Source organism: Pseudomonas sp. S2_E01, from assembly GCF_054668365.1.
Genome location: NZ_CP162762.1, coordinates 2209760 through 2224449 on the forward strand (window position 1 = coordinate 2209760; position 14690 = coordinate 2224449).

Here is a 14690-nt window from a genome sequence, read left to right on the forward strand (position 1 = left end):
AAACTTAGCCGAGCAGCTCGATCTGGGTCCAGAACCCCAGGTATTGCTCTATGCGTACCGGCAGAATCTGCGCCAATGAGGTCAGTGCGCGCTCACTGTTATCCAGAGAAAATAAACCGGATACACGAAGCCGGGCCGCTGCCGGACTGATGCGGATCACCCCGCGTCGGTAGGGTTGCAAGGCCTCGATCACCTCCCCAAGCGACCAGTCATCGACACTGAGTTTGCCACTCTCCCAACTGCTCTCACCTTTACGATGAGCCGCCAGTGGTGTGATGCCCTTCAAGCCGAGCCGAGCACCTTCGCCGTTTTGGAGCGCCGAACAACGATCATTGCCGCGACCAATGCAGACGCTAGATCTCAGGCCCCACACATGGGTTGAATTACCCTGCAGCGCAACCATGAACCGAGCGCCAGCACCGCGTGCAAATCCGTGGGACGTTTGCACGATGAATGGCCGAGGGTCGTCACTGACCTCAATGATCAACTTCCCGGAGCGCAGCACCAGGTTGCGTTCGCTATCCGTAAAATTGATATCTACCGCACTGCGTGCATCCAGCCGCAACGTGCTGCCATCCGATAGATTGAAATCACCCCGCTGCGCCGTAGCGGTCCGCAAATCGGCTCCGATCGTAGGGAACAGTGCACTCTGACGGCCAATCAGCGTTGCACCAATGCCAACACCGCCGAACACCAGCGCCCCACGAAGCAAGCGACGTCGCCGCAAATCAGGGGCCTGTAAAACTTGACGCATGTGGGAGTCGGAGCCACGCAGGAGCGGGGGGAAAGTAGCGCCCAGATGGGCCTGCACTTTCTCCCAGGCTTGCGCATTGGCAGGGTTGGTAAACCAGGCGTCGAACGCCTTTTGTTCGTCGGCCATGACTTCGCCTGATCGCATACAGGCCGTCCATTCGATAGCCTCATCGACCGCAGAGCGCGCGTGCTTCATTCGCGCACCAGATTCTGGCAGCACAATTTCAACCCCTTGGCCACGTATTGACGTACTCGAATGGTCGAGACGCCTATCAACTCGGCAATGTCGGCGTACTTCATTCCATCCACCTGACTGCACAAAAATGCAGTACGAGCCCGCGCAGAAAGACCGGCGAGCAAGGCATCGATTTCAAGCAGTGCTTCAATCGCCAACGCACGGACTTCAGGGGAGGGCTCAAACGCTTGTGGTTGCAACGCCAACGCTTCCAGATAAGCACGCTCCAGATCGCGCCGCCGCCAACCGTCGTACATCAATCGCTTGGCAATGGTGGTCAGCAACGCCCGAGGTTCGCGTATCGACTGCGGCTCAGACAAAGCCACAACCTGAGCAAACACCTCGGCAGCCATGTCAGCGGCATCATGAGTACAACCCAACCGCGCCCGCAGGCGACTGAGCAACCAACCATGATGGTCGCCGAAAAGACTGTGGAGAACGGTCTGCCGAGCACTGAAGGAAGCGAGCGCAATGTGGGTCATTGGAATGTACTGAATGATAATTCTTATCATTATCGCCAGTGCTGCGATTTTTTCAAGGCTGGTGGCTGTAGCGTTGTATGCCTGCGAGCTCCGTTGCTCCCGTGCGCGATAGCGGTATAGCTGAGAGACGAAGCTCGTTTATACGATTCCGATGACGGATCAGTGAAGTCATGTGTGCCAGCGGGCGGCCGATACCCGCTAGACAATCGGCTCCCTAATAGCGCACGGCCTGACCGACCGGTTCACCCGTGGCTGCATCCTCCAGCCAGATCTGCAAGCGATTGAGCCCGACGTACTGTGACCGCGCGATAATTTTTTGCCCGGGTTTGCCCTCGAATTCCAGATCAGCAAACATGAAGTGTTGAGGCAGCCGGTACTCCAGCTGCAGGGTGTACTTGCCCGGAATGAGGACGGCGCGCTGGGGCGAGTCATTCCTGTAGTAGTAAGTGGAGAAGGGGATGTCGCCGACCTTTTTGTCGTTGACCCGGATGATGTTCAGGTTTGGCTGCAAATCCAGGAGGCTGCGTTTGCTTCTTCCCGCATAAGTCTCGGTTTCGACGACAGTGTAACGGGACTCATCGCTTACCTCATCGGACTCGACATTCGAGTAAGCAGGCATTTCGGCGCAACCATGCAGGCACAGCGACAGGACCAAAAACGGCAGGGCAATCTTGTTCATTACAACATCCGCATTCATTAAAAAAGATAAGTGATTTGTCTGCGAGGGGCTAACGCATACTTACTGCTGCTCGGTCCATACGGCCAGTTCATAGCCATCTGGATCCGTGAAGTGGAACCTGCTGCCACCAGGGAACGAAAATATCTCGCGGGTGATAACCGCACTCAGAGCTTCGAGCCGCCGTTGTGTGTCAGCGAGGTTGTCGGCGTACAAAATGATTAAAGGCCCACCCGGTCGAACGGGCTCGCCTGTCGTGAAACCGCCAGTGAGGCGGCCGTCGGTGAATTCAGTGTAGGTGGGGCCGTAGTCGACGAATGTCCAACCGAATGCGCTGCCGTAAAAGGCTTTGCTACGGACGATGTCGTTGACATTCAGCTCGATATTATCGATTTGTCGGTCTTTGCCGCGAACGCTCATGCTCGCCTCCCTGGCTGATGTTTAGGGCCACGAGTGTAACGTAATCGCGCTGTCTCATGAATGAGGTAGTGGCGGGTGAAGGTGCGCGTGCGATTCACGCGTTCGGGGCAGATATTTGGAAGTGGAACTGATTGGCTGTCGCTACAACCTGGATCCCTCGGCTTGCTTTAGGGCGTGGCTGGTTGGAGGAGACAGTCAGATGCTGTTTCCGATAGATTTCACAATGAACAGAGCGATGGTTCGACGATGAATGAGTGTAGTTGGGAAGTGATAGAGGGGTTTTCATCGCCACTTGAGTATAAGCGGTTTGTTGCTTGGATCACTGAGCAGGTGAGCGCTGGAAGGGTAAAGCTGATCCCTGTTCAGGACAGTTATGCGGGAACAGGATTTGAAGAAAAATGGTTGAGGTGTATAGCGTGTAATGAAACGTGGAGGTTGGTTTCGCCTCAGGATCCATTTCTTGGCTATTGGAGGCCGGTGCGGGAAAACACACGACTATCGTGATGATATTTCACTATGAGCGCGTCGCACGTCACCGACACAGCACCCCAATCTCCGGTCATCATATAGTTGCGTCCACTTGTCACGAGCGTGAGCAGTCGTGCGCTACTGTTGCCGCTATTCGGCCAGAAGCGGTCGCTGGACAGTTCACCTCGCGATGAGTAGCGTGCAATCGAAGTATCATAAATAGGGAGTTGGTTAATGGTTTCTATAGCTGTTCAAGGAGAGGTCCGAGAGCGCCTACGCCGTGCTGAAGATGAGCATGATGTGAAAGTGCTTTTAGCTGTTGAATCAGGTAGCCGCGCCTGGGGATTTGCCTCTCCCAACAGCGACTATGATGCGCGCTTCATCTACGTAAATAAGCCGGAATGGTATCTCTCAATTGGCCTTGAGGAGCAACGTGACGTCATCGAGTATCCGATCGTTGACGAAATGGATATCAATGGTTGGGATCTACGAAAAGCGCTCAGGTTGTTTTGGAAGTCCAATCCAGGGTTTGTTGAGTGGATACAGTCGACCATCATCTATGAGCATGCTGGTAGCTTCCACGAGAGGGCAAAGGAGTTATTGCCGCAGGTGTATTCGGTGGAAAGTGGTATCTACCATTATCGCAGCATGGCTAAAACTAACTATAGAGGATACCTGCAAGCCACTCAGGTGCCGCTAAAAAAATACTTCTACGTTCTGCGTCCGCTGTTATCGGTAAGGTGGCTGGAGCAGTTTGGTACGCCGGCCCCCATAGAGTTCGACAAGCTGTGCTGTCTCATAGGGCGCGAGCCGGGGCTCCAGCAATCCATTGATGATTTGCTTGCGATCAAGCGCGAGTCTCCAGAGATGGGGCTTTCACCTCAGATCAGGCCCATCCAACAGTTTATTGCAAGGGAGCTGGATCGACTCGAGTCGATCCAGCCGACTCGTAGCGAGCGTAAAGACGTTGAGCCATTGCTCTCGGAACTGTTTCGAGCTGTATTAAACGAAACTTGGGGGTAAGGTGTTCAGCGACGCAATGCTCTCGCGTGACCAATGGCGAATAGAGAAGAACGTATATACGTTCGTCAAATGTGGTTTTACTTGGTCGGCTGTTTCGACCGGTTGAGTCCACAGCCGATAGCTCCCGGTCGCTAATGAGCGCACCGAATCGTTGGCTCGGATTCTTGGTAAAGGCCGAGCCAAGTAAACGCAAGGCGAGGGTTAACGACTTCGGTTGAGGACGCCATCGAGACGTGGGCTTTGTACAGAAGTATCGAGCTCACGGAGCTACCAGAGACAAGTCACGATCAACCTCAACGCATGCTCTCCAACTCCGCCAGCGCGATCAGCAGGTCAGCAGATGACTGAGGGTTGTGCAGATCGACGCTGCTGTTTTGTGCCACTCGCTCAATGACCGCATCACGTGTCAATCCCAATTTTTGGGCGACCAGCAGGGCGCAGGAGCGCCCGTGGGACCCACGGTGCGCGAGTGGTTCGCTTTCATCCAGTAATTTTCGTTTGTGCGAATTGAAGGACATGATCTTTCCTTGAAATCGGTGAACAACACCATGCACTCATTGTGACGGAGCACCTGATGCAAGCTGGTTCGCGGTTGAGTCGAATACCGCAATGCCAGCTTCCCGAAGGGATGAGGTCCGGTTGGTCGAGAGCTGGACTCATCCAGCCGGGTGAACAGGTTCCACCGTCAACTGCTGGAGTCTTTTCGCCAGGGCTTCGCGTTCGGCTTTTGGCGTAACCCACGCACGTCGGCGATTCCGACACTCTCACTCATCCAGTCGAGTAGACACCTCTTTCGCCAGCTCGATAAAAGCCCGAGTCGCGGCGCTTTGATAGGCGTTCTTGCGCTGCATAAGAACGGCGGTGCGCTGCAAGCGTTCGGGCTCGAGGGTGATGGCCAGAAGGTCGTCGTGGGCGAAGGCTGTGTTCGCGGGCAGTAGCGTGGACAGGGTGGTCCTGCGCACGATTTCAATCACCGCGCCCAGTGCGTTGGCTTCCATGCGCACCTTGGGCTGAATGCCGTGCTTGCGGCAGTAGCGGTCGATCTGTTCGCGGGTGGCGAACTCTGTACTCAGAAGAACCAGCGACTCGCCGCTCAGGGCTTGAAGGCCAATGGACTTCTCCTGCGCCAAGGGGTGTGCGCGGCTCACCACCAGGGCGAGGGTTTCGATCAGCAACGGTAGGGCGTCGATGTCCGGGCTGTGTATTTCATCGAACGCAATTCCTACGTCCAATTCACCAGCGAGAATCAGGTCTTCCATGCGTTCCTGGGAGATCTCCTGCACGTTCAGGGTGATTTGAGGGTAACGCGAGTAAAACGCCTCGACCAAGGGCCCCACCAGATAGGTTGTGAAGGTCGGTGTCACAGCCACCCGTAACGAGCCGCGACTGAGGTCGCTCACATCATGGATCGCTCGTTTTGCTTCGCGCAGCTCCTGCGAGGCCCGGCGCGCATACTCCAGATAGGCCTTGCCAGCATCGGTCAAGCAGGTCGTGCGTCCAGAGCGATCGAACAACTGGGCGCCGAGATTTTCTTCCAGGAGCTTGACCTGCTGGGACAATGCAGGCTGGGAAACATGCAGGGCGGCAGCGGCCCGCGTAAAGCTGTGATGTTCCGCGACGGCGAGGAAGTACTGGATGTGTCGGGCGAGCATGGTCGACCTCATAAGATTATCTGATGAGCTGAATAATAAATGAGACTTTTACCTTATGAAAGGTGCGCCGTAATCTTGGCTTCAACACCCCGAGACACCGAGATAAAAGCCATGAAAGACATCATTGACGGTTTTCTGAAATTCCAAAAAAGCGCCTTTCCCGAGCGGATCAAGCTGTTCAAGGATTTGGCCACACAGCAGAGCCCGAGGGCGTTGTTCATCTCATGTTCTGACAGTCGCCTGGTACCTGAACTGGTCACCCAGCGCGAGCCTGGCGATCTGTTCGTGATCCGCAACGCAGGCAACATCGTGCCTTCCTACGGCCCGGAGCCGGGCGGTGTGTCGGCCTCGGTCGAATATGCCGTCGCTGCGCTGCAGGTCGCCGACATAGTGATCTGCGGTCACTCCGACTGCGGTGCGATGACTGCCATTGCCACCTGCAAATGCCTGGATCACATGCCCGCCGTGGCTGGCTGGTTGCGCTACGCCGACTCCGCCCGGGTGGTGAATGAAGCCCGCCAGCACAAGGATCAGCCAACCAAAGTCGCGGCAATGGTGCGCGAAAACGTGATCGCGCAATTGGCCAATATCCAGACTCACCCGTCGGTGCGCCTTGCCCTTGAAGAGGGGCGCGTAACCCTTCACGGCTGGATCTATGACATCGAGAGTGGGCGTATCGACGCCTTCGATGGCAGCACCGGGACCTTTGTGTCCCTCGCCGACAACCCTGAAGTCCACGCCGTTTCCCAAAAAGCCAGGCAAGTTGCCTGAACCCGGTATCTATCGAGGAGATAACCCCATGATCCAGACTCAAGTCACCAAAAGCGTTCGCCAAGCCCTGACCGAAATCATCGTGATGGCCAAGGCCCGTAAAAACCTGTCCTACGCGCAACTCACCGAGGGTACGGGCCTGTCCGAAGCCTTTGTCACTGCAGCCCTGCTTGGCCAGCACCCGCTGCCAGCAAATGCCGCGCAGGTCGTGGGCGAAAAGCTGGACCTTGACGCTGACGGCATAGCCCTGCTGCAAACGGTCCCGATTCGTGGCTGCTTCGAGAACGCCGTACCGACCGACCCGACCATCTACCGCTTTTACGAAATGATGCTGGTCTACGGCACCACCCTCAAAGCCCTGGTCCATGAGAAGTTTGGCGACGGCATCATCAGCGCTATCAACTTCAAGCTGGACATCAAGAAAGTCGAGGATCCGGACGGCGGCTCCCGCGCCGTGATCACCTTGGACGGCAAGTACCTGCCGACCAAGCCTTTCTGACCTTGGTTTAAGTCCGCCCGGCGCCTGATAGCGCCGGGCAACACCCAACCTCTTATCCATGGCTGCACCATCCCAGCGTGAAGCCAGGCCTTTTTACGCCCTCAATTCAGGTGAGCTGCCATGAAAGCTTTATACGTTTTATTCCTTGCCGGCCTTTGCTCCGTCGCATCAGCCGATGAGCCCACGGCACCCACCACGCAGGCGACCGTTGAGCTCTATCAATACTCCCAGAGCCTGGATATTGCTCGCGTGATCTCGAGTACCGAAACTCCAAACGTCTGCGGCGTAGTGCCTGTCCAGATGACTTATGACGACTCCAAGGGCATTCGGCACACCATGGAGTACCGCGTTATGGGGACTGGCTGTACCAATTGATTGCACCCCTCCGGCTTATCTGGCGGCTGGGCTTCCCCAACAGTCAACGGCGGCGTTGCCGCTGGCTTGCTACTGGACCCGCGCTACCGAGAGCCCTGGCCGAGGGTTCAATCAATGTTCGCTGGCTCGTTGTCAGCATCGTAGCGAACTCTTGCGCTGCGAAAGTCCTCCGCGTTCTCAAGGAGCCAGGTCCACAGCGGCACCATGCGCGCCAGAAAACTTCTCCCCAGTGCCGTCAGCTCATAATCCACCCTTGGCGGGACCTCGTTGTGATCGAATCGGCTGATCAGCCCGTCACGCTCCAGTTGCCGCAGGCTACGGGTCAGCATGCGTTGGGTGACACCGGGCAAGCGTCGGCCAATTTCCGCGTGGCGCAGTTTTCCTGATACACCCAGCGTATGGACGATCCCCAGCGACCAGCGATTGCCCGCGTGAGTCAGCACTTCGCGCTTGAGTCCATCGTCTTCGGCGCTGAGTGCGTCGCACACGGCCTGGGACTGGCGGATCACCTCTTCTTCACTCATTTCGTCATGCGGTATCACGGGTGTGCCTTCTTCTTGAGCGGTAGCCAATGATGGCAGGATAAAAAAACAATCATTGCAGATCACTCTTTGGGAGTTACAGATGCACGCGCATGCCCCCGCAAAAAACGACCGTATTCTAATCCTCGGCGCCGGTGAACTTGGCCTGGCGGTGCTACGTGAATTGGCCGAGCGCCCGGCCGCTCACGTCAGCGTGCTGTTGCGCCAATCGGCACTCGACGCGACGTCCTCGACCCAAACCCTGGAGGCGCTGAAAACCTTGGATGTCGAGGTGATCGCCGGCGATGTGGTCAATGACTCAGAGCAGCAGCTTGCCGCGATATTCAGCGGTTTCGATACCGTGGTCAGTTGCCTGGGCTTCGTCGCTGGCGCCGGGACGCAACTCAAACTGGCTCGCGCGGCATTGCAGTCCGACATCAAGCGCTTTGTGCCTTGGCAGTTCGGTGTGGACTATGACGTGATCGGCCGGGGCAGCCCGCAGGATCTGTTCGATGAGCAGCTGGACGTGCGCGACTTGTTGCGTCATCAAACCCGGGTTCAGTGGCTGATCATATCCACGGGGATGTTCACCAGTTTCCTGTTCGAACCGGGATTCGGCGTCGTCGACCTGAGCGAGAACACCGTACGCGCGCTCGGCAGTTGGGATAACGCTGTAACGGTCACGACCCCGGAAGATATCGGCCGACTGACGGCCGCAATCCTGTTCGAGCCGGCGTTGGTCAACCAGGTGGTTTACGTCGCGGGTGACACGCTCACTTATGGGGAACTGGCCGATACGGTAGACCGCGTCCTCGACAGAGTGGTTGAGCGCATCGAATGGACGGTGCCTGCGCTCAAGGCCGATCTGGCCGCTGCGCCCGGCGATCCAATCCGCAAATATCGTGCGGTGTTCGCCGAGGGCAGGGGTGTGGCGTGGGACAAAGCCACAACCTACAACGGTGAGCGGCACATTGAAACGACTACCGTCGCCCAATGGATCGGGCAGCATTTGCGCTGATTGGACCGCTCAAGCGACCTCCGTGACGATTCAATTCGCGTCCACCGTGCGTGCCGTTTTATGCGCAGCCTGGAAAACATCCTTGTGTTAGTTTTGCTGTACCCATTAGGTCCGCCACACACCGTCTGAAAAGGAGATTCCGATGCCCAGTGCACATGTATTCATCGCCACCAGTCTGGATGGTTTCATCGCCCGGTCCGATGGCGACATAGACTGGCTTCTGCAACGCGATGATCCGACCGAGGATCATGGTTATTCAGATTTCATCGCCGATAAGGATGTCGTCGTGATGGGGCGGGGGAGCTATGAGAAGGCGCTGACCTTCGAAGCCTGGTTCTACGATCGACCCGTGGTCGTGATGTCTCAACAGTTGGCAGACTCTCCGGTGCCCACGGCGCTGGAGGGCAAAGTGCGTTTTTCCAGCCTCACCCCCAAGGGCGTGATGGAGGAGCTGGCGAGTCAAGGCGTGCATCGGGTCTATGTCGATGGCGGGCAGTTGGTGCAATCATTCCTGCGTGACGGGTTAGTCGCCGATATGGTGATCACCACTGTTCCGGTGCTGATCGGATCGGGAAGACCCTTGTTCGGCTCCCTTTCTCAAGACATTGAATTGAAACTGGTAACCAGCCGATGGTTTCCGTCCGGCCTGGTGCAGTCGACCTATCAGCTGGCTTGATCTGCCTCTGGGTAGACCCGATCCACGGCAAACGCGAGATGGCGTCTCGTCCACGTCGATATCATTAATGACTGCTTCTGAGCGATTTCTGCGTGTCGCGAAAGACAGAACTCGGCCAGAAGCGGTCTTTGCAGCTAGCTTTACTCGAACACTACAGCTTTCGTCCACCACTCAAGCCGCTAGAGGTTCGTTATGACAAAAAGCATCGATCTGACGATCAGCCACGATTACCTCAACCCGTTTGCCTCGCCGGACAACCCTAAGCTAAGTCCAGAGTTGGTGGAGTACCTGTCAGATAGCGCCGGCTACCACCCCGAGCTGAGCCTGCAGATCCGCTGCCCGGAAGATGAACGCGAGCGTCTGCAGCAAGCCATCAGCAATACCTTTGCGGAAAAATGCGAGCTACTCAGAGGGGACATTCGCGCCCAGCGGCTGGGAGCGCTGATACTCCTGGGCCTTTCACTGGCCTTGGTGTTTGCAGGCACGGCTCTGGGCATTGAAGGCACCATCCCGGTAGGAGTCGTTACCGTCACCGCGTGGATGCTGCTCTGGCGCAGCGCAGAGATATTCTTTCTGGATATCCGCGGCATTAACCGGCAGTTGCGTAAGTACCAGCGCATCGCCAACGCATCGAAGCAGTTTTGATTGAGGTTGGGCGCTCCCACGAGATGGGTGGGAGCGCTAGTGTGAATCAGCCTGACATCGGTAGATGCTCGATGACCGCTTCCGGCCAGAAGCGGACGTTCGCATGCGCCCGCTGACGGCCAAAAGCAGACCATGGGCACGCAACTAACACGTCAGTAATGTGCAAAGTAATATGTCGTCTTCCCCCTTCTTGATGTCGCGTTTACAATGTCGAATTTTTGATTGCTCAAGGGGTTATGCATGAATATGGGATGTTATGCCAAAAGCCGTTCGGCATCTAAAAGTTGAATTAAAGGAGCACTAAAATGGAAATCAAGATTGATGTATTGGGATCTCCAACAGAAAAAGATAAAGGAGTTCTGAATAATAGGTTTTCAGAATATCTTCGAATTCAATATCCAAATCTGCCACCAGAATCGGAAGATAAAATATTTATGGTCGTTGCACACGATGAAGTAGGCGAGTACATCGGTGCAATAAGCTGTAATTGTTACTGGGATGGCTTAGAAATTGACACCTTTTGGGTTAAGGAATCTCATCGCGGTAAAAAAGTAGGGTCTATGCTTTTGGAAAAAGCAGAAGCGATTGGTGCCAATAATGGAGCAGTAGTTGCATTCTTAAAAACCGTTGATGCTAAAAAGTTCTATGAGCGGCATGGATATGAGATTTATGGTGTTCTTGAGGATCGCCCAATCGGGACTAACTTGTATCATTTAAAGAAACGGTTAGTAAAACATGCATAACAACCGGTTCAAATCGTTCATTTCGCTCAATGGGACGGGCTAAAGCCCCCCAAAAGCTGGTCAGAGTCCGCTTTGGGTCGGTTAGCGACCCACGCGCCGTGACTGATTCACCCTTGTCCTCCCTCAACGTGGAGGACAAGCCATGAACACTATTGCTACATACTGGCATCAACCTTGGAACAAGGGAAAGCTTGTTGGGCAGAAAGCCCCGCTCCGAGTCAGAGATATCTGGGCTATCCGGGTAAGACTTCAGCTTGCTGGGAAGACACGAGATCTGGTTCTTTTCAACTTGGCCATCGACAGCAAGCTGCGTGCCTGTGACTTAACCAAGCTGCGAGTACGAGACATAGCCCATGGGGAACATGTGTCGTCACGGGCCATCGTGATGCAGCAGAAAACCTAGCATCCAGTGCAATTTGAAATCACTGAGCAAACCCGAACGGTTCTGGAGGCTTGGATGCATCAGGCCCGCCTCCGCAGCGAGGACTTCTTGTTTCCGACCCGGTTGCACGACTCAGACCATCTCTCCACCAGGCAATACGCTCGAATAGTCAAAGCCTGGGTGACAGCCATTGGCCTTGACCCGAGCATGTACGGTACTCATACGCTAAGGAGAACCAAAGCATCGCTGATCTATCGCAGGACGAAGAACCTGAGAGCTGTCCAACTCTTGCTTGGTCATACGAAGCTTGAAAGCACTGTCAGGTACTTGGGCATTGAGGTTGATGATGCTCTGGAAATGGCAGAGCAGACAGAAGTCTGACCATCCACTGCGACGGTCTAGGCCGGACCGTCGCTAACCGGCCCTAAGCTACCAGTCATAACGGTGCTAGCCTGGATATCTTCGCCAACCTATGGTGCACTCCATGTACCCATAAAAAAGCGGAGCCCGATGATGAGGGAAGAGCGCTATCGTGTTCGCTTAATGTTCGAATGGGGCGGCGGTTGCCTTTGGTGTGGAAACAATTTTGCCCAGGATAAATTTTCTGTAGGGCCTATTGAAGAGAGGCTACCGCTCAGTGACGAAGTCCGAGCTGTGCTTAACGAGCTTTCACAGTGGCATGACACCTCGCTGAACTGGAATTACCCACCTGATCCCGGCCCATGGAATGCAGACGATTATGCAAAATTTGAAAAGGCTGCCGCTAAATTACTGAAATCCATCCAACAGGAATTGGGTGAGGAATTCGAGGTGGTGTACGAAAAACTTTAGCGTGTCGGTGTTAGCCCTCGACCTGATTCTGATAATGAAAGGACGCAGCTATTGATCAATATTCTAGCTTTGCGATAGGCCGCAACTGGCCGACAGCTGCCCGCTACGATTAGCTGCAGATGACCAGAAGAATTCACCAGCAGTCAGCATCACGCTGCAACCGGCGAAGACGTTGCGAGCATAATGAATCATGCCCGCTAAGACCAAAGCGTGAGAAACGTCATGAACGAAGCCCAACGCCGGGCAGTGAAATGCCAAGATCCTGCGGATGGAAGTGACGAAGTCATCATTGACTTGCTGCCAGACCTACTCGCCAGTCTAGGACTGAGCATCGGCGACGCAATCCTAATAGATTTCCTCATATATTTTTTTCTTCAGACGTTCTTCATTCACTTTTGATAACGTAACTATTGTGAAAATTCTCCTAATCGAAGACGACCTGGATCTCGGCAATGGCGTTCGTATCGCACTTGCAGATCAAGGATTAGATGTCATATGGGTTCGCCGAAAAGTAGATGCGTTGCATCAACTCGATGTCTGCGTGCCAGAACTTGTGCTACTAGACCTCGGGCTGCCCGATGGTGATGGCATGAGCCTGGTCGCATGCTTACGTCAGCAGTTCAGGGGCATCCCCGTCATTATCCTGACTGCAAGAGGCACTCTGCAAGATCGCCTGTGTGGGCTCGATGCGGGTGCAGACGACTATCTGGTAAAACCATTTGTTCTCGCCGAGTTGTTGGCCAGGGTGAGGGCACTGGCCCGACGCAGTTACGGTTTTCAAAATGAGGTGATAGAAATTCGAGGGTTATTTCTTCATATGCCGACTCGTCGCGTGACAGTGAGTGGACGTAATGTTGAGTTAACGGCAAGTGAATACGCCCTTCTTGAAATTTTAATGATGCGCGCTGATCGCGTGCTTACACGACGTTTTCTGGAGGAAAGGCTATTCGGCGCGAAAGAAAATATGAGCAATTCGCTGGATGTGCATATGGGAAATTTGCGTCGCAAAATCGGCGAAGGCTATGTGCGAACGGTTCGGGGTGTGGGGTATGTCATTGATACCGCTACAATTCAGACAGGGATTGGTTGATGCGAAATTTTTGGCTCAACTGGAGAACTCCGACGCTTGTAAGACGAATTATGCTCGCCCAGATGCTACTACTTACATTGCTTTGGTGTCTTTTTCTGACCTGCATTTTGTGGGAGAACTTGCGTAGCCCCTCTATGCTCACGGGGAGTGATACTTACGAAACCATTCTTGCATTAGTTAATCGCATGGATGATCGCCCGCAGGATCTCACCGCTGTGCTGGAAAAATTCAGCGCAGCATTGCAGGAAGGCTATGGCGGGGGTGAAGATCCCAAACTGTCAATCAGCCTGATTGTTCGTAAGAATAGAAAGATAATTTATTCATCTGATGGTGCTCCGACAGGAGTAATAAATAGCAGGTATGGAGAAGTTCAGAGCATTCAGAGTGAGGGCCGCAGCTGGAATAGTCGTACTCTCAAGTCAGGGAACTCCGACGCGGAGGTAACACTCGTTACCCCTGCCGGAGGCTGGAATTTCTTCATATACCTGAACTCTCGTGGATACTACATATTGCCGCTTCTGGTGTGTATTCCTTTTCTTTTTTTCCCCGCATGGCTCTCAGTCCGTATTGCAATGCGCCCTTGGCGCAAGGTGGTAAATAGTATTTCTTTGCGAACTTCAGAAGATCTCTCCCCCTTAAAGGAAGGGCCAAAGCAGATAGAGCTTCGCCAAATGGTGGACGCGACGAATCTATTTCTTGCCAGAGTGCGAGAAAGTTCTGAGAGGGAACGGGTTTTCATTGCAGATGCCGCTCATGAGATGCGTACTCCCCTGGCCGCAATGCGAATCAATGTCGAGGCTTTGCAGTCTTATGTAAGCAGCACTAATCAACAGGAACTGCTCGCAGGGATTATTCGCAGTAATAGCCGTGCTGCGCGTCTCGTCAATCAGTTATTGCTGCTGATGCATAGCGAAGTGCGCATCGATACTGTTATGGAGGCTGTGCCGCTGACGACGCTCATACAAGAGCAAATGGCTGCGCTGGCACACCTGGCGGCTGAGCGTAGGATTGAACTCGAATTCTACTCTGAGGGTGAAAGCTGGATCAACGGCATCAGGGAACGCCTTATGTCGCTGATCGATAACTTAATTGAAAATGCCGTGAAGTACAGCCCTGAGGGCGGACGGGTTGAGGTAGATATACGATCACTTGATAAATCTACTCAGCTACGTGTCTCAGATGCAGGGCCTGGCATTCCATTTGAATTAAGGGAGCGAGTCTTCGATAGGTTTTTTCGCGAGCCCAATCAAATGCAAAGCGGGAGCGGACTGGGGCTCGCAATAGTCAAAGCGGTTGCACTGCAGCACAACAGCAACGTATGGCTAAGTACATCTGCAGAAGGTGGACTCCTGGCGATTGTTGATTTTCCAAAACACTCCGCCTGAAAAAAGCATGATTTGATACCAGCCCCGCGGAGGCCTATACCAGGA

Annotated in this window: 19 protein-coding genes and 1 pseudogene; 13 read left to right on the plus strand and 7 right to left on the minus strand. The window is 54.4% G+C overall.

The annotated features are described in order from the left end of the window. Positions 1-4 precede the first annotated feature (4 nt). The 4 genes from AB4O36_RS10130 to AB4O36_RS10145 form a co-directional block, all read right to left on the minus strand. Positions 5-949 carry a FecR domain-containing protein gene (locus tag AB4O36_RS10130; RefSeq protein ID WP_460141640.1) on the minus strand — a complete coding sequence of 315 codons (945 nt, stop codon included), beginning with the start codon at positions 947-949 and terminating at the stop codon, positions 5-7. Next, positions 946-1470, minus strand: a complete 525-nt coding sequence (locus AB4O36_RS10135; RefSeq protein ID WP_460124433.1) for a sigma-70 family RNA polymerase sigma factor — start codon at positions 1468-1470, stop codon at positions 946-948. The genes AB4O36_RS10130 and AB4O36_RS10135 overlap by 4 nt, the downstream gene beginning before the upstream one ends. A gap of 214 nt (positions 1471-1684) precedes the next feature. After that, positions 1685-2149, minus strand: coding sequence for a hypothetical protein (locus tag AB4O36_RS10140; protein WP_460141641.1), 465 nt, complete (start codon positions 2147-2149; stop codon positions 1685-1687). 60 nt (positions 2150-2209) lie between these two features. Continuing rightward, complete coding sequence (locus tag AB4O36_RS10145) at positions 2210-2566, minus strand: VOC family protein (protein WP_460124439.1); 357 nt, start codon at positions 2564-2566, stop codon at positions 2210-2212. Between the two features lie 702 nt (positions 2567-3268). Between AB4O36_RS10145 and AB4O36_RS10150 the strand changes: the two genes are divergently transcribed. Continuing rightward, on the plus strand, positions 3269-4057 hold the full coding sequence (locus AB4O36_RS10150; protein WP_460141642.1) for a nucleotidyltransferase domain-containing protein: 789 nt from the start codon (positions 3269-3271) through the stop codon (positions 4055-4057). A 293-nt stretch (positions 4058-4350) separates the two neighbouring features. Here the strand turns inward: AB4O36_RS10150 and AB4O36_RS10155 are convergent, their stop codons facing one another. Together AB4O36_RS10155 and cynR are read right to left on the minus strand one after the other, a co-directional pair. Further along, complete coding sequence (locus tag AB4O36_RS10155; protein ID WP_460141643.1) at positions 4351-4575, minus strand: hypothetical protein; 225 nt, start codon at positions 4573-4575, stop codon at positions 4351-4353. 246 nt (positions 4576-4821) lie between these two features. Then, positions 4822-5709: a transcriptional regulator CynR gene (cynR, locus tag AB4O36_RS10160; protein WP_460124448.1), complete on the minus strand. Its 888-nt coding sequence runs from the start codon at positions 5707-5709 to the stop codon at positions 4822-4824. 111 nt (positions 5710-5820) lie between these two features. On the opposite strand from cynR, the gene AB4O36_RS10165 reads away from it, so the two are divergent. The 3 genes from AB4O36_RS10165 to AB4O36_RS10175 all read left to right on the plus strand — a co-directional run bounded on the left by AB4O36_RS10165 (position 5821) and on the right by AB4O36_RS10175 (position 7354). Continuing rightward, positions 5821-6480, plus strand: a complete 660-nt coding sequence (locus tag AB4O36_RS10165; RefSeq protein ID WP_460124451.1) for a carbonic anhydrase — start codon at positions 5821-5823, stop codon at positions 6478-6480. A 28-nt stretch (positions 6481-6508) separates the two neighbouring features. Beyond that, the gene (gene cynS / locus AB4O36_RS10170; protein WP_460141644.1) at positions 6509-6979 is read left to right on the plus strand and encodes a cyanase; all 471 of its coding nucleotides are present in this window, start codon (positions 6509-6511) and stop codon (positions 6977-6979) included. Positions 6980-7099: 120 nt separating this feature from the next. After that, positions 7100-7354, plus strand: coding sequence for a DUF2790 domain-containing protein (locus AB4O36_RS10175; RefSeq protein ID WP_460124454.1), 255 nt, complete (start codon positions 7100-7102; stop codon positions 7352-7354). A gap of 107 nt (positions 7355-7461) precedes the next feature. Here AB4O36_RS10175 and AB4O36_RS10180 read toward each other — a convergent pair whose 3' ends face one another. Next, complete coding sequence (locus AB4O36_RS10180; protein WP_460124457.1) at positions 7462-7878, minus strand: winged helix-turn-helix transcriptional regulator; 417 nt, start codon at positions 7876-7878, stop codon at positions 7462-7464. Positions 7879-7978: 100 nt separating this feature from the next. On the opposite strand from AB4O36_RS10180, the gene AB4O36_RS10185 reads away from it, so the two are divergent. The 9 genes and pseudogenes from AB4O36_RS10185 to AB4O36_RS10225 all read left to right on the plus strand — a co-directional run bounded on the left by AB4O36_RS10185 (position 7979) and on the right by AB4O36_RS10225 (position 14645). Further along, positions 7979-8893, plus strand: a complete 915-nt coding sequence (locus tag AB4O36_RS10185) for an aromatic alcohol reductase (protein WP_460141645.1) — start codon at positions 7979-7981, stop codon at positions 8891-8893. Between the two features lie 142 nt (positions 8894-9035). Further along, positions 9036-9569, plus strand: coding sequence for a dihydrofolate reductase family protein (locus tag AB4O36_RS10190; protein ID WP_460141646.1), 534 nt, complete (start codon positions 9036-9038; stop codon positions 9567-9569). Between the two features lie 192 nt (positions 9570-9761). Beyond that, a complete protein-coding gene (locus tag AB4O36_RS10195) occupies positions 9762-10214 on the plus strand; it encodes a hypothetical protein (RefSeq protein WP_460124466.1) in 453 nt (150 codons plus the stop codon). Between the two features lie 305 nt (positions 10215-10519). After that, positions 10520-10957: a GNAT family N-acetyltransferase gene (locus tag AB4O36_RS10200; protein WP_460124469.1), complete on the plus strand. Its 438-nt coding sequence runs from the start codon at positions 10520-10522 to the stop codon at positions 10955-10957. A 142-nt stretch (positions 10958-11099) separates the two neighbouring features. Further along, a pseudogene (locus tag AB4O36_RS10205) lies at positions 11100-11720 on the plus strand (tyrosine-type recombinase/integrase). 132 nt (positions 11721-11852) lie between these two features. After that, a complete protein-coding gene (locus tag AB4O36_RS10210; protein WP_460124472.1) occupies positions 11853-12170 on the plus strand; it encodes a hypothetical protein in 318 nt (105 codons plus the stop codon). Between the two features lie 222 nt (positions 12171-12392). After that, positions 12393-12569, plus strand: coding sequence for an AbrB/MazE/SpoVT family DNA-binding domain-containing protein (locus AB4O36_RS10215; RefSeq protein WP_460124475.1), 177 nt, complete (start codon positions 12393-12395; stop codon positions 12567-12569). Between the two features lie 13 nt (positions 12570-12582). Beyond that, complete coding sequence (locus AB4O36_RS10220; RefSeq protein WP_460124478.1) at positions 12583-13260, plus strand: response regulator; 678 nt, start codon at positions 12583-12585, stop codon at positions 13258-13260. After that, entirely contained in the window at positions 13260-14645 is a 1386-nt protein-coding gene (locus AB4O36_RS10225; RefSeq protein WP_460141647.1) for a sensor histidine kinase, read from the plus strand. The genes AB4O36_RS10220 and AB4O36_RS10225 overlap by 1 nt, the downstream gene beginning before the upstream one ends. The last annotated feature ends 45 nt before the right edge of the window (positions 14646-14690 follow it).